The sequence below is a fragment of the Acidiphilium sp. 34-64-41 genome, from assembly GCF_002282635.1.
Classification (GTDB): Bacteria; Pseudomonadota; Alphaproteobacteria; order Acetobacterales; family Acetobacteraceae; genus Acidiphilium; species Acidiphilium rubrum.
Window position 1 is genome coordinate 80920 of record NZ_NCJX01000001.1, and the last position, 13970, is coordinate 94889.

Here is a 13970-nt window from a genome sequence, read left to right on the forward strand (position 1 = left end):
CTACGCGCAAAAAACAGCGTGTCCGTCAGCCGATCGCTCCACTGTCCGACAGTGCCATATCCAGCGCGCCGATATCCACCTCGGTCCGCAGCATTTGAGGCGTCCCGAGCGGCAACCTCGCTTTTACCGGATACCGCGGCGGGCCGGCGGCAATCAATCGCCATTCCAGGCCGAACAGGCGGGCAACCGCGCCGATCGCGGAGTCGGTCCAGCCATCGATCCCAAGCTCAAGCACCAATGCGCCCGGATCGCAGAAACCGAGCGACGCCGCCTGCGCCGGATCATCGATCACGATGATCCGCGCCGCCGCCAACACCGCAATCAGATCAGCGAGACCCAGTTGGTCCGCGCCCAGCGTCATCGCCCAGGCATCCAGCAGGCCGAACGACTGCGCCCGCAGCCAAGCGTGCAGACTGCCTTGATTGACCCTGCCAAACCGGGTGCGATCCGGCGAGGCCAGCATGGCGATACACGTGCTGACCTCGTAGGGTTCAGCGCCGAAACGCTGCGAATCCCGGCGTTGGCGCGAGCGCATCTGCTTCGAAGCGCCCGAAGGCACCGGCCGTGATCCCTGGTCCGTCCATGACTCCCCATCGTTATTCGCCAAACCGCGCCGATGAACCAAGCAGATTGACCCAATCCGTTCGACTACGCTTTTTGTACCGGATGTCTAATTTGCAAGATCAGCGCGCGGCCTATGGCATTCCACGGCAGGATCGGTAATTCTCTTGCCATGTCATTGCGAACCTTGATGTCCCCATCCGCCATCGCAGCACTCATCGCGGCAGGTGCCGCGGCGTGCGGCCAGATCCCGCGTGCTCAGGCCGCAGGCACCCGCGCCACCACTGAACTCACCCTGTCCGTCACCGGTGAGGCCAGCCATGCGCCGGATGTCATTGTGGCCACAATGGCCGCGCAGACAACCGCGAAAACCGCCGCCGCCGCACAATCGGCGGTCAACCGCACCGTGGCCGCCGCACTGGCCGCGACGACACCGATCAAGGCGCTGCACGCCACCACCGGCGCATACGAGGTCTATCCCGCTGATCCGAAACAGGCCGCCTGGCATGCCAGCCAGACAATCGATCTGCGTCTCGCCGCGCCACCCGGCTCCGATCAGGCGAAGGAACTACGCCACATGATCGGCATGTTGCAGGACAAAGGCATAGCTCTCGAGTCGATCGGGGCGACATTGAGCCAAAGCGCCGCCCGCGAAACCCGCGCCGCAGCGATCACGGATGCAGTAACCCAAATGCGCGCCGAAGCCGATGCAACGGCAGGGTCGCTCGGTGATCACGTGATCGCGATCACCAAACTTGCCTTAACCACGCAATCGCCATTCCGCCCGGTCATGATGGCGGCACGCATGAAGGTCGCCGCACCGCAAATGCAATCAGGCCCGATAACCCAGCGGATCAATCTGTCCGCGACAGTGACGCTACGCGCGACGGCACCATAGCATCAACCGGCTGGGCTACGCCTGACTCCATCGCTGCGATAATCGCCGCAGCACTATCGGCCCATGACGGCGGATAAAATTCGCGGGCGATCCTGGCTTCCAGCACCGCAACCCGCTCGGGTTCCAGAATGAGCTGCGTGATCACACGATACGCATCGCTCATGTCCTCGGGATCGAAATAGACGCAGAAATCACTGCCCGCTTCCGGAACCGATGCCCGGTTCGATGCCGCCACCGTCTTGCCAAAAGTTAGGCTCTCGGTGACCGGCAGGCCCCAACCCTCATAAAACGAGGGAAACACCGTGAACAGGCAATGCTGATACAGCGAGGCCAGATCCCGATCGCTCGGGCTTTCGACAATCTTGAGCTTCCCCTCGAGATAAGATGAATTCTCGATCTGCGCCATCAAATCCTGAGTCAGCCAGCCAATCTTGCCGGCAAACACCAGATTCGGCACCTGTTCGCGCGGCAGGCTGTTCAGCATGCGGCGCCACAGGCGAAACATCAGGATGTGGTTCTTGCGCGTCTCGATGGTGGAGACGAACAACACGTAGGGCTGGAACTGAATCGGGGGCAGCTGCGTACGATCGGGGAACGTCACGCCGATCGGTACGATCTGCGGCACATTGATCGTTATTCCCTCCCGCTCGGCAAATGCGATGATATCGACCGCCGTAGCGTTGGAAATAGTGAACAAATTATCCGCGAGCCCGATGATCGGGCCAAGCCAATCGATAAACTGGCGCCGCAACTCCTTTACTGCCCACTCCGGCCAGTTCAGCGGGATCAGATCATAGATCATGACCGCGAACCGCACGCCGTACTGCTCTTTCGCCGCCGCGATCATCGCCGCGTAATAGCCGCCGGGCCAGGATGCGCCGATCGACAGAATGACATCCCCCGGTTCGGGCTGGATCGGCCTCCCGTTCACGATCTTCGAAGGTGCCATGACTGCCGCCGATTGATCATCGTTGGCAGGCTGCAGCATGGGCGATGGCACAGGTGCGGCCGCCGGCATCAGCGCGCCCCCGCCACCGAGCCCGGCGCAACGGCGCCCGCCCTTTAGAATATCAAGTAATGCGCGCGCCGCATGCCGCTGGGCGCGCAGCGCCATACGCGCCATCCGCACGCTGGCCCGCAGCGCCTGACCACTGTTGGTCTGCGCCCGCACGAAGGCGGCAACCGGCGCACGCACATCGGCCGGCAATTGCCTGCCCCATTGCCGCAAGGATGACACCGGCGGGGTGCTGGGAGGTTCCGGTGCCGAAGTGTCGCTCGCCACTGGCGGCGGAGCTGGCTCAACCGCGGCATGCTGGCTCGCCACCGCGCTCGAAATATGCTGTTCGACGTCCGGCCAGTAAATTTCCTCGAAGTCACGCCCGTTCGGCAAGTGGCGGATGAACCGGATCGGTTGGTCCTCGGTATAACTCCGCGACAACTCGCGATAAATCTCAAAACACAGACGCTGAATGCCACTCGGCCTGCTGGTAGAGTAGAAGTGAACCAGCAAATCTTCGATGTCGATCCAAATTGTCATTTCAATAGTTTCGATTCACTCAAATTAAGCCCTCAGTTGTTAACTATGCGTTACGGTACCCTACCCTAGCACATCCCTCTAGCCAGCGTGACCAATTCCGTCCAGAACGGCACCGGATTTTAACCTGAGTTCAATACATAGGATCGAGTGGAGCCAATATGAAGACAGCCTTGATTACCGGCATCACAGGCCAGGACGGCGCCTACCTGAGTGAATTTCTGCTCGGCAAGGGCTATCGAGTGATTGGCCTGATGCGCCGCTCAGCGTCATCCGATGTGATCGGCGAGCGGCTACGCTGGCTGGGCGTCATCGACCGCGTTCAACTGGTCGAAGGCAACCTGACCGATCTTGGCAGCCTTATCCGCACGGTTCAGACTTATGAGCCTGATGAGGTCTATCATCTCGCCGCCCAGAGTTTCGTCGCCACCTCCTGGCAGCAACCCTCCCTCACCGGTCTGGTGACCGGCCTCGGCGCCGTCACCATGCTCGAAGCTGTGCGCATCGCGCGGCCGCAAGCCCGCTTCTATCAGGCATCCTCCTCGGAAATGTTCGGCAAGGTCCAGGCGATCCCGCAGTCCGAGACCACGCCGTTCTATCCCCGCAGCCCCTACGCCGCCGCCAAGCTCTATGCCCATTGGATGACGGTGAACTACCGCGAGAGCTTCGGGATGCATGCGTCTTCAGGGATACTATTCAACCACGAGAGCCCGCTGCGCGGCATTGAATTCGTCACCCGCCGCATCACCGACGCCGTCGCCCGCATTAAGCTCGGCCTCACGGACCACCTCACGCTCGGCAATGTCGAAGCAAAGCGCGACTGGGGCCACGCGCGCGATTATGTACAGGCGATGTGGATGATGCTGCAGCAGGACGAGGCGGACGATTACGTCATCGCAACAGGCCGCACCATGCGCGTCGCCGATTTCTGCGAAATGGCGTTTGCTGCGGCCGGGCTTTCGATGGCCGATCATATCCGTACCGATCAGGCCCTGATGCGGCCGGCCGAGGTCGAACTGCTACTGGGCGACCCGTCCAAGGCCGAGCGCAAACTCGGCTGGAAAGCGACCGTCACGCTCGAGCAACTCGCCGCCGAAATGGTCGAGGCAGACCTCGCCCGCCTGTCGCGCTGACACGGGCATGACGCCCGATCGCATCCTGATCACCGGCAGCACCGGCTTCGTCGGCGGCTATCTCCGCACGGCGCTGGCGGCAAAGTGGCCGGCTGCGGCCCTGATCCCGGGCGATGCGGACGTGACCGATGCCGCCGCGGTTCGCCGCATGATCGAGCAGGCGCGGCCGGATGCCGTGGTGCATCTGGCCGGCATCGCCTCAGTGCCGGCCGCGCGCCTCGCACCGGATCGGGCGTTCGCCGTCAATCTGGGCGGCAGCATCGCGGTCGCCCGCGCAATCATCGAAACGGCGCCGAACTGCCTGATGGTGCATGTCGGCAGTGCCGAATGCTACGGCGGCAGTTTCCGCGCCGGCACCGCGCTCGATGAGAGCGCCGCCTTGGCACCGCTGAACACCTACGCCGCGACCAAGGCCGCCGCCGACCTCGCCCTGGGTGCAATGGCGGCGGAATCCGGCCTGCGGCTGGTCCGGTTTCGCCCGTTCAACCACACCGGTCCGGGCCAGTCCGATGCCTTCGTCATCGCCGCCTTCGCCGCCCAGATCGCGGCGATCATGGCCGGCAGGCAGCCGCCGGTCATCAAGGTCGGCAATCTGGATGCGGCGCGCGATTTCCTCGACGTGCGCGATATCGTTCGCGCCTACACCCTGGCCATCGCACATGCGAACGACCTCATGCCCGGTGCCATCTTCAACCTCGCCTCCGGCACCCCCCGCCGGATCGGCGATATCCTGCACACCATGATCAGTGCTGCCGACCGCCCGATCACGGTCGAGATCGACCCCGCCCGCCTACGCCCCGTCGACATCCCCAGCGCCTTCGGCGACGCCACGGCAGCGGACCGGATCCTCGGATGGCGGCCGACCATCGACCTGACGACCACGCTACAGGACATGTTGACGGCAAATACACGCCCGGAACGGACGCAAATTCCATAACGAACAGCGCCTTCCGGGATCAGCGATCCGACCGGCCGCACCTCACCCGATGCCGGCGGCGGCGATCATGATGACGCCGAGGCCGACCATGACAAGTCCGGTGATTTCGCCGGGTTTGGTGCGCTCTTTCAAATAGAAATGGCCGACCGCCAGGGTGAACAGGATTTCGATCTGGCCGAAGCCGCGCACGAGAGCGACGTTGGTGAGCGCGAAGCCGATGAACCAGAAGCCGGAACCAAGCGCCGATAGCACGCCGATCGGCGCAGCGCGGCGCCAGATGAGCAGGGTCTTGCGCAGCTCCACAGGGCTGCGGATCGCCATGAAACTGCCCTGGGCCAGGGTTTGCAGCGTGTTGGCCAAGGCAAGGACGAGCATGGCTTTCAGCAGGATGGGCGTGGTCGGGGGCAGCACCAGGGTCGCATTGCGCAGCACGATGGCCGTAATGGCGAAGGCGAAGCCGGACCCAAGACCACAGAGGGCGGCGGGTTGGACGGAGGCGCGCAGCAGCGCGCGCGGCGCCATCGACTGACCGGCGAGCGAGAGCGCGAGAACCCCGGCCACCGCAAGCATGATGCCGATGATGGCGATAGCCGGGATGTGGGCACCGAACAGCAGCACCGAGACGATGACGAGCTGAGCAGCCTCGGTCTTCGCGTAGGCGGTGCCGACCACGAAGTTCCGGTGCGCGAAAGCCATGATGAGCAGGTTGGTGCCAAAAATCTGAGCGATCCCGCCGACCAGGCAGAGAGCGGCAAAGCTCCAACCGAACGATGGCAAGCCGGCTCCCAGCGCGGCGAGGGTTGCTGCGAGCAGGGCGTAATCGACCGGCAGCGCATACAGGTACCGCACGAAGCCGGCACCGCCGGGGCTGAGCGTGCCGCGCAACCGGGCTTGCAAGGCGGTGCGCCAGACCTGAAACAGCGCGGCTGCAATCGTGACTGGAATCCAGGCGGGTATGAGGCTCATGGCTGGGCGGCGGCGTGGGCGCAAAAGCGCGCGACCAGGGCGACGAGATCTTCAACCACGGCGGCACCGAGCGCGGCGGTCGCCCTTGTGGCGTCGGCGGTGGCCGAATTGGGTGCGATTTCAGGGTATTCGAGCGGCGTGTCGATCTCGATATCTTCGAAGGCGATGGCACCGAACCCGGCAACCGGGCAACCGAACGCCCGTGCCGCGGCGGCGGGCGGCACAGCGTGGTCCGGCCTCGCGTGATCGGGACGCAACGCCAGGGTGATCGAGGCCAGGGGCTCGCCGCCGTGCCCGAACCTTTCGCCAGCCGGACCGATGCGGCGTTCCATCAGGCGGCGGGCGATTTTCCAGAGATAGACCGAAGGGATGATCGGCCCGCCAGCGCGGCGGATGGCGAGGGTGACTTCGTGGATCAGCGGCACGTTGCCGCCGTGGCCGTTGAGGATAACGATGCGGGTAAGCCCGTTGCGGCGGAGATCCGCCAGCAGATCGGCCAGGACCGCACGAAACGTCGCAGGCGCGAGCGCGAGGCCGCCGGGGATGGCGCCGAAATGGTCGGCTGCGCCGAACGGCAGGGTGGGGGCGACCAGGGTGAGCGTACCGGTATCGGTCGCGCGGCGCGCGGTATGGCCGGCGATGATGGCAGCGAGCCGGAAATCCCCCATCGGCGCGTGGGCACCCTGATCTTCCTGGCTGCCGAGCGGCAGCAGCACGAGCGGGCGTTGGTCGAGCAGGCCGCGCAGGGCGGCGCTGGTCAATGCGTCAAGATGCAGCGGTTGTTGTGATGCGGTCATGAAATCTCCCGCGTCATGCTGGACGCAAAGCACGTCCGCTGGCAATGAAGCGCTCGTGATGGATGGGGATTTGCATGGCTGATGGGACTGTGACGCACAACGAAACGATCGTACCGGTGATTCTCTCGGGTGGAACCGGCACGCGGTTATGGCCGGTGTCACGCAAGGCCTACCCCAAGCAGTTCTGGTCCCTGGTGGGGTTGAGGACCATGTTGCAGGAAACCGCCGGGCGCGCTGCCGGGCCTGGGTTTGCGCCGCCGGTGGTTGTCGCGAACGAGGAGCATCGCTTCATTGTTGCGGAACAATTGCGGGAAGCCGGCGCGGCCGGGGCGCGGATTCTGCTTGAACCGGTGCCGGCGATCACCGCCGCGGCACTGCTGATTGCCGAGGCCGATCCCGATCAAGTGCTGTGGATCATGGCGGCGGATGCCGCGATTGCGGATCTGGCGGCATTGCAGGACGCGCTGGCGATCGCGGCGAAGGCCGCGCGCGAGGGATTCATCCTGACGTTCGGCATGCATCCGAGCGCGCCGGAAACCGGCTATGGCTATATCGAGCAGGGCGAGGCGCTTGCCGGGCATCAGGGCGCATTCCGGATCGCGCGGTTCGTCGAGAAGCCGGACGCGACAACGGCGGCGAACCTGCTCGCGGATGGCCGGCATTTCTGGAATTCGGGGATGTTCGTGGCCACCGCCCGCACGCTGCTGTCCGAGATCGAACGACACGCGCCCGAGGTAGCGCGCGCCGTGCGGGTAGCGTTCGACGCGCGCAAGCCCGATCTGGATTTCATCAGGCTGGATGCGGCGGGTTTCAGCGCGGCGCCGGATATCAGCATCGATTACGCGATCGCCGAGAAGACCGATCACGCGGCGGTGGTACCGGCCGCGCTCGGCTGGTCGGATGTAGGATCATGGGCCGCGATCTGGGAGGTTGCGGACAAGGATGCGCGCGGCAACGCGACAATGGGCGATGCTGTGATCGAGGATTCCGACGGGTGCTACGTCCGCAGCGAAGGGGCGGTAACGGCGGTGCTGGGCTTGCAGGATGTGGTGGTGGTGACCACCAACGATGCGGTGCTGGTGACGCATCGCAGCCAGACGCAGAACGTCAAGCGCGTGGTCGAGCGGTTGAAACGCGACAAGCGGCCCGAAGCCGAGGCGCACACCAGGGTCTATCGACCCTGGGGTTTCTACGAGACGCTGATTTTGGGCGAGCGGTTTCAGGTCAAGCGGATCGTGGTGCTGCCGGGGGCGAAACTATCGTTGCAGAAGCATTTTCATCGGGCGGAACACTGGGTCGTGGTGGCCGGTTCGGCGCTGGTGACGCGTGATGCCGAGGTGCATCTGATCCGCGAGAACGAGAGCCTGTATCTGCCCCTCGGCTGTATTCACCGGATGGAGAATCCAGGCAAGATTCCGCTGACCCTGATCGAGGTGCAGTCGGGTTCGTATCTCGGCGAGGATGACATCGTGCGGTTCGAGGATACGTACGGACGAAATTGAAGGTCGGAAATTGGGATCGCGCGTTGAAACTGGGATTTCAGCGATAATTGAGTTGTTTGTTAGCGAAATCCGGGCATGGTGCGGATCAGTGAGTTTGGTCCGCAGCAAGGTTGGAACTGTGCCCCAGTTGATGATTTCCCCCGTTCGACATTTTTATGCCGGGATCGACGCGATCATGCGCCGATGAACGCCGCCGCCATCATGTTCTGCTTGGATGCCGGGCTCATCGTGCTCGTCTGGCCCTTCGCCGCATGGTTCGCGGTGTCGGGGATGATGCCGCACGCCGGACTGCAAATCGGGCTGATCCTAGCGCTGTATCCGGCTGTCAACCTGGTTTCGCTCTATGCGCTGGGACTGTATCGACGCGACGTGATCCTGGCGGTCCGGCGCTCGATCCGGCGATTGCCGCTGGTCGTGGGAATCGGCACGCTGGTGACGTCCGCGCTGGTTCTGATGCTGCCGACGCTGCTGGGCGTGAACCAGCACAACTGGCCGCGGCCGCTGCCCGATCCGCTGTTCGTTGCTTCATCGATCTGCTTTACCGGCTGCGGCGTGGCAGCGCGGCTCGCGTTTCTGCGACTGCGCAAATCCGGGCTGCTGAAGCGCCGGTTGCTGGTAATCGGCGCGGGCAAGCGCGCCTGGGATTTGAGGTGGATGCTGCAGAGCGAAGGTCGCAATCTTCATTACGAGGTCACCTTCGTGCACGATGCCGGGTTCGGCGCTATCGATCCACGGCTGGAACACGACGGCGCGGTAAGGGTGATCCAGGCCCCCGGCGGGTTCCTGGATGCGGCGCGGCGGACACGGGCGGATCAGATCGTGATCGCGCCGGACGAGCGGCGCGGCATGGCGCTGGACCGATTGATCGACTGCAAAATGGCCGGTTATCCGATCTATCAATACATGAGTTTTCTAGAGACCGAGATCCGCCGGATCGATATCAAGCGGCTCGATCTGTCCTGGCTGCTATATTCGGACGGTTTCACCTACACCATGTTCGACCGCGTTCTGAAGCGCGGGCTCGATGTTTCCGTGAGCCTGGTCCTCCTGGTCTGCGCCTCGCCGTTCCTGCTGGGCGGCATCCTGGCGGTGTGGCTGCAGGATCGGGGGTCGCCGTTCTATTCGCAAACAAGAGTGACCAAGGGGATGCGGCATTTCAAGATTCTCAAACTGCGGACCATGCTGTTGAACGCTGAGTCGGCGGGCGCGGTATGGGCGGACGCCAAAGACCCAAGGATCACCCGGGTCGGCAATTTTCTGCGCCGCACCAGGATCGATGAGATTCCGCAATTATTCAATATTCTGCGGGGCGACATGTCCTTCGTCGGGCCGCGGCCGGAACGGCCGGAATTCACGGCCAAACTGGCTGCCCAACTGCCGCTGTACAACGAACGGCACATTGTGAAAGCCGGGCTGACCGGCTGGGCGCAGATCAATTACCCGTATGGTGCCTCGCTCGACGACGCGCGCTCCAAGCTGAGCTATGATCTGTATTATGCGAAAAATGCCTCGATCCCATTGGATCTGCTGATCATTCTACAGACATTGCGCGTGGTGCTCTGGCCGTCCGGAGTTCGATAGCCGCGAAACAGATTTGTTCGTATTTTGTTCTTGACTTTCGATACTGTTCCAATGGTATGATCCGAACATATCATGAACGCACCCACAGTCATTCCCCGGAATACCGCATTCGAGAAACGCGGCACAACGCAGGACCCGGCCAACCGGTTTGAGTCCAGCCATCGCGATTCATTCGATGACGGGTGGGAAACCCTGGCCGAGGCGGAACCCGCCGCACCGACCGTTTTGATCCGCGACGCCACCCGGTCGATCATCAGCCGTAACGACAGCCCGGATCTGGGCTTCGACCGCGGGCTCAACCCGTACCGAGGCTGCGAACACGGCTGCATCTATTGTTACGCAAGGCCGACCCACGCCTATCTCGGCTTCTCGCCGGGCCTCGATTTCGAAACCAAGCTGATTTTCAAGCCGGATGCCGCATCGCTGCTGGAACGGGAGTTGTCGCGCAAATCCTATATCCCCTCCCCCATCGTGCTCGGCTCCAACACCGACCCGTATCAGCCGGTCGAACGCCAGTTGAAACTGACCCGCGCGGTGCTCGAAGTCCTGGACCGGTTCAATCACCCGGTGAGCGTGATCACCAAATCCGCCGGCGTGCTGCGCGATGTCGATATTCTACAACGCATGGCATCACGCAATCTGGCCCGCGTGCATCTTTCGATCACCACACTCGATCCGCGCCTCGCCCGCGCCATGGAACCCCGCGCCGCCAGCCCGGCCCGGCGGCTGGACGCCGTTACCGGATTGGCGGGCGCCGGCATTCCCGTCGGCGTTCTCGCCGCACCGATGATCCCCGGATTGAACGACGCCGAACTTGAAGCCATCCTCGAAGCATCCGCCGGCGCCGGCGCCACCTCCGCCAACGCGATCCTGCTGCGCCTGCCTCACGAAGTCGGCGCGCTATTTGAAGAGTGGCTGAACCGCACCATGCCGGATCGGGCCGCACGCATCCTGAGCCTGATCCGCCAGACCCGCGGCGGCGCGCTCAATGACCCCAATTTCACCAGCCGTTTCAAGGGAACCGGCCCCTACGCCAATTTGCTCACCGCACGATTCAAGCGCGCCGCCCGACAGTTCAACCTCAGCGAAACACCACCCCCACTCGACTGCGCGCGCTTCGCCCGCCCCCTCCCCGCGCAAGGCCCAGGCACGCAGATGTCGCTGTTCTGATCGGGCGGATCGCGCCGATGTCGAAAAAGGCCAAGGGCGTCGCGGCCCCTGGCTTTGCTCGAGCACCGACACAACTCTACGACGCTGTGGCGGGGGCCGCCGTGGTGCGGGTCGGGCGAAAGAAAATGATACCCGCGACGAGCCCACCAATGCCGACCAGATTGGTCACCAGATTGAACGTGGTGATGGCGTAGAGGCCCATGGCGAACAGAAAAATGGCGCTGAGGGCGGGGAACAGACACAGGCCGATCCATAACGGGATCGATTCACGGTAAATATCGCGCATCACCCAGGCCGCCACGAGCCCGGCAAGACCGTAATAGTAGGCCACCTGGATTCCGATGGCATTGACCGAGTCGGTGATGATCGCGTTGATCGAGGGCATCAGCGAAGAGACCCACAGCACAACGAGGCCGACGCCGATCAGCAGATACATGGCACGAACCGGAGTTTCGGTACGTTCGTCGACCATGCCGAAGTGGCGCGAGAGGGCGCCGTCCCGGCCCATGGCGAACAGGGTGCGCGAGAATTGCAGCATCGTCGTCTCGAGTGTTGCAATCGACGAGAGGATGACGGCAATCGAGGCAATCAGACCGCCGGTACGCCCGAGGCCCGAGGCCACCGCGATGTTGTAGATGATGTTGTCGCTGTACCCTTGCGCCGCCTTGGTCGTGAACAGCAGCAGCGCGGCGAGGGTGAAGGCGACATAGTAGGTAATGGTAACGAACACGCTGCCAAAGCCGCCGTTGCCGGCGTTGATTTCGGCGTCCTTGGTCTCTTCGGCGAGGTTGGCTGTCACGTCCCACCCCCAGTAGAAAAACACCACGACCAGAGCCGTCGCGGCGAACCCACCGGCGGTGTAGTGAAAGCCGAACCACGACCATGAAAACGGATTGACCGCGCCGTGCGCAGCAACGTGGACGAACGCAGCGATCGCCACGACCGCAAGGATGACCAGTTCGATCGTGCTCATCACCAGCTGGATTTTGCTGGTCAGTTTGATGCCGGCGATCAGCACGACGGCGATCAGCAGAAACCAGAGCGTTGCGACGCTGGTGGTAGCGAGCACGCTTTTGGTCAGCGCGGGAGCAATGAAATTCAAGGTGGAGGTCGCAATCGGCAGGCTGCCGGTGACCATGAACACCATCGAGGCGACCAGCAGTGCCCACCCCGAGAAGAAGCCGAACAGCCGACCGAACACGCGGGTGGTCCATTCATAGGCGGCCCCGGCGTTGGCCATTCGCTTGGTCAGCGCCTTGTAGGCGACGGCGATGCCCAGCATGGGCACCGCGAAGATGATCAGGCTGCCCGGCGATAAAAATCCGGCGGTGCCGATCAGCGCCGCGGTGGTCACGGCGATGGTATAGCCAGGCGCACTGCCGGCGATACCCATGACGATCGACTCGATAAACGACAGTGAATTCGCTCTCAACTCCGTTCGCATCGTTGCTCTCCTGTACGGTTGAAGTCCCTGGCGTCGTTTTGGTTTCTTATTATGTCATGTCGTGACAATGGCTGGCATTGTCAGGCATTTTTCAGATAGGCATCGTACTCGACATCCGATATACGCCGGCGGAACTCATCGATTTCCTGGCGTTTGCAGGCAGCAAAAATGCCCTGGAACGCGGCGCCGAAAATGGCGGCGCTGCGGGCCGATCCGGCAAAGCGATCGGTGGCGGCACTCCAGGCAATCGGCAGCCTCGGCGCGGCCGCACCGGTTTTATCGCCGATCGATTCCGGTCCGGGGTCGGCTTGGTCAGCAATTCCATCGAGCATGGCCCCAAGCATCCCGGCGAAGGCAAGGTAAGGGTTGCAATCGGCACCGGCCACGCGGTGCTCAATCCGGGCGGCGCGCGGCTCAGCATTGATCACGCGAACGGCCGAAAGCCGGTTGTCGTGCCCCCAGTCACCGAATACGGGGGCGTGCGTGCCCGGCGCGAAGCGGCGGAACGAGTTGGCGTGGGGGGCAAGCACCAGCATGGTATCGGGCATCGCAGCGACCAGCCCGCCGAGCGCATGATACAGAACAGGGCTGGGCTTCTCGGCATCGCCGGTAAAGATGTTCAAATCCTTTCGATCAAGCACCGACATATGCACATGCATACCGCTGCCCGCCCAGTTGCCGAACGGTTTGGCCATGAAGGTGGCGGCGAGCCCGTGCTTGCGGGCAATCTGCTTGACCGCGCGCTTGAACAGCACCGCATCGTCGGCGATGCGCATGGCATCCGGTGCGTAACGCAGGGTGACTTCGAACTGGCCCGGGCCGTTTTCACTGATCAACGTGTCGAGCGCGATACTCTGACTAGAGGCGGCACGCAGCAGGTCGCGCAGGATCGGCTCATAATCGTGGATTTCCCACAGGCCCATCGTATCGGTCTGCCAGCCGCGCCAAGCACTTTCATCGGCGCCGCGCGGAGCGATGCGCTGGCCGCCGGTGCGGTTGGGATCGACCAGATAGAATTCGAGCTCGACCCCAACCGACGGCGTCAGCCCCTGGGCGGCGTAACGGTCGAGCACACGGGCCAGAACGCCGCGCGGGTCCGCATAGAACAGCGAGCCATTGGCTTCACGCATGGTCAGCAGCGCCTGGGTCGCGTGACCTTCGGCCCATTGCATGCGGGTGACGCTGTGCGGCACGGCGATACAGGTGCCATCGGGGTCGCCGGTATCGAACGCGATGCCGCCTTCGACAATATCCCGGCCCCAGATGTCGAGCAGATAGGCCGAACGCGGGATCGCAATGCCCTCGCCTAACAGCGCGGCAGCCTTGTCGCGTTGCAGCCATTTGCCGCGCGGCACGCCGTTGACATCGATGATAAAGGCTTCGATCAGCTCGCTCTGCCCCAGCAGCGCGAGCCTGTCTTCATGCGATGACACGATATCCATTGCGT

12 protein-coding genes are annotated in these 13970 nt (G+C 63.3%); 6 read left to right on the top strand and 6 right to left on the bottom strand.

What is annotated here, in order from left to right:
* Window positions 1-25: 25 nt before the first annotated feature.
* Window positions 26-535, bottom strand: coding sequence for a hypothetical protein (locus tag B7X49_RS00380; protein ID WP_286702341.1), 510 nt, complete (start codon window positions 533-535; stop codon window positions 26-28).
* A gap of 216 nt (window positions 536-751) precedes the next feature.
* Here B7X49_RS00380 and B7X49_RS00385 point away from each other — a divergent pair, with 216 nt between their 5' ends.
* Window positions 752-1459, top strand: a complete 708-nt coding sequence (locus B7X49_RS00385; protein ID WP_286702342.1) for an SIMPL domain-containing protein — start codon at window positions 752-754, stop codon at window positions 1457-1459.
* Here the strand turns inward: B7X49_RS00385 and B7X49_RS00390 are convergent.
* Window positions 1416-2897: a glycosyltransferase family 1 protein gene (locus tag B7X49_RS00390; protein WP_286837375.1), complete on the bottom strand. Its 1482-nt coding sequence runs from the start codon at window positions 2895-2897 to the stop codon at window positions 1416-1418. The two genes, B7X49_RS00385 and B7X49_RS00390, sit on opposite strands and share 44 nt — an antisense overlap.
* A 257-nt stretch (window positions 2898-3154) precedes the next feature.
* Here B7X49_RS00390 and B7X49_RS00395 point away from each other — a divergent pair, with 257 nt between their 5' ends.
* Together B7X49_RS00395 and B7X49_RS00400 are read left to right on the top strand one after the other, a co-directional pair.
* On the top strand, window positions 3155-4126 hold the full coding sequence (locus B7X49_RS00395; protein WP_029311302.1) for a GDP-mannose 4,6-dehydratase: 972 nt from the start codon (window positions 3155-3157) through the stop codon (window positions 4124-4126).
* 7 nt (window positions 4127-4133) lie between these two features.
* Window positions 4134-5063, top strand: a complete 930-nt coding sequence (locus B7X49_RS00400) for a GDP-mannose 4,6-dehydratase (RefSeq protein WP_286702344.1) — start codon at window positions 4134-4136, stop codon at window positions 5061-5063.
* A gap of 42 nt (window positions 5064-5105) precedes the next feature.
* Here the strand turns inward: B7X49_RS00400 and B7X49_RS00405 are convergent, their stop codons facing one another.
* Together B7X49_RS00405 and B7X49_RS00410 are read right to left on the bottom strand one after the other, a co-directional pair.
* The gene (locus B7X49_RS00405) at window positions 5106-6029 is read right to left on the bottom strand and encodes a DMT family transporter (RefSeq protein WP_286702345.1); all 924 of its coding nucleotides are present in this window, start codon (window positions 6027-6029) and stop codon (window positions 5106-5108) included.
* Entirely contained in the window at window positions 6026-6826 is an 801-nt protein-coding gene (locus B7X49_RS00410; protein ID WP_286702346.1) for a creatininase family protein, read from the bottom strand. The genes B7X49_RS00405 and B7X49_RS00410 overlap by 4 nt, the downstream gene beginning before the upstream one ends.
* 74 nt (window positions 6827-6900) lie before the next feature.
* On the opposite strand from B7X49_RS00410, the gene B7X49_RS00415 reads away from it, so the two are divergent.
* From B7X49_RS00415 to B7X49_RS00425, 3 genes are all read left to right on the top strand, one after another.
* A complete protein-coding gene (locus B7X49_RS00415) occupies window positions 6901-8328 on the top strand; it encodes a mannose-1-phosphate guanylyltransferase/mannose-6-phosphate isomerase (RefSeq protein WP_286837398.1) in 1428 nt (475 codons plus the stop codon).
* 183 nt (window positions 8329-8511) lie between these two features.
* The gene (locus tag B7X49_RS00420; RefSeq protein ID WP_286702348.1) at window positions 8512-9909 is read left to right on the top strand and encodes a TIGR03013 family XrtA/PEP-CTERM system glycosyltransferase; all 1398 of its coding nucleotides are present in this window, start codon (window positions 8512-8514) and stop codon (window positions 9907-9909) included.
* A 72-nt stretch (window positions 9910-9981) separates the two neighbouring features.
* Window positions 9982-11079 (top strand): PA0069 family radical SAM protein, encoded by a 1098-nt coding sequence (locus B7X49_RS00425; protein ID WP_286702349.1) that lies wholly within the window; start codon window positions 9982-9984, stop codon window positions 11077-11079.
* 76 nt (window positions 11080-11155) lie between these two features.
* Here B7X49_RS00425 and B7X49_RS00430 read toward each other — a convergent pair whose 3' ends face one another.
* Both B7X49_RS00430 and B7X49_RS00435 read right to left on the bottom strand, forming a co-directional pair.
* Complete coding sequence (locus B7X49_RS00430) at window positions 11156-12523, bottom strand: APC family permease (protein ID WP_029311309.1); 1368 nt, start codon at window positions 12521-12523, stop codon at window positions 11156-11158.
* Window positions 12524-12603: 80 nt separating this feature from the next.
* Entirely contained in the window at window positions 12604-13965 is a 1362-nt protein-coding gene (locus B7X49_RS00435; protein ID WP_286837417.1) for a glutamine synthetase family protein, read from the bottom strand.
* Window positions 13966-13970: the final 5 nt, after the last annotated feature.

Bases quoted from the DNA above. Each gene is read 5' to 3' on its own strand.
- B7X49_RS00435 (WP_286837417.1), bottom strand. From the start codon at position 13,965: ATGGATATCGTGTCATCGCATGAAGACAGGCTCGCGCTGCTGGGGCAG.
- B7X49_RS00405 (WP_286702345.1), bottom strand. From the start codon at position 6,029: ATGAGCCTCATACCCGCCTGGATTCCAGTCACGATTGCAGCCGCGCTG.
- B7X49_RS00380 (WP_286702341.1), bottom strand. From the start codon at position 535: ATGCGCTCGCGCCAACGCCGGGATTCGCAGCGTTTCGGCGCTGAACCC.
- B7X49_RS00420 (WP_286702348.1), top strand. From the start codon at position 8,512: ATGAACGCCGCCGCCATCATGTTCTGCTTGGATGCCGGGCTCATCGTG.
- B7X49_RS00425 (WP_286702349.1), top strand. From the start codon at position 9,982: ATGAACGCACCCACAGTCATTCCCCGGAATACCGCATTCGAGAAACGC.
- B7X49_RS00415 (WP_286837398.1), top strand. From the start codon at position 6,901: ATGGCTGATGGGACTGTGACGCACAACGAAACGATCGTACCGGTGATT.
- B7X49_RS00385 (WP_286702342.1), top strand. From the start codon at position 752: ATGTCCCCATCCGCCATCGCAGCACTCATCGCGGCAGGTGCCGCGGCG.
- B7X49_RS00395 (WP_029311302.1), top strand. From the start codon at position 3,155: ATGAAGACAGCCTTGATTACCGGCATCACAGGCCAGGACGGCGCCTAC.
- B7X49_RS00410 (WP_286702346.1), bottom strand. From the start codon at position 6,826: ATGACCGCATCACAACAACCGCTGCATCTTGACGCATTGACCAGCGCC.
- B7X49_RS00400 (WP_286702344.1), top strand. From the start codon at position 4,134: ATGACGCCCGATCGCATCCTGATCACCGGCAGCACCGGCTTCGTCGGC.
- B7X49_RS00430 (WP_029311309.1), bottom strand. From the start codon at position 12,523: ATGCGAACGGAGTTGAGAGCGAATTCACTGTCGTTTATCGAGTCGATC.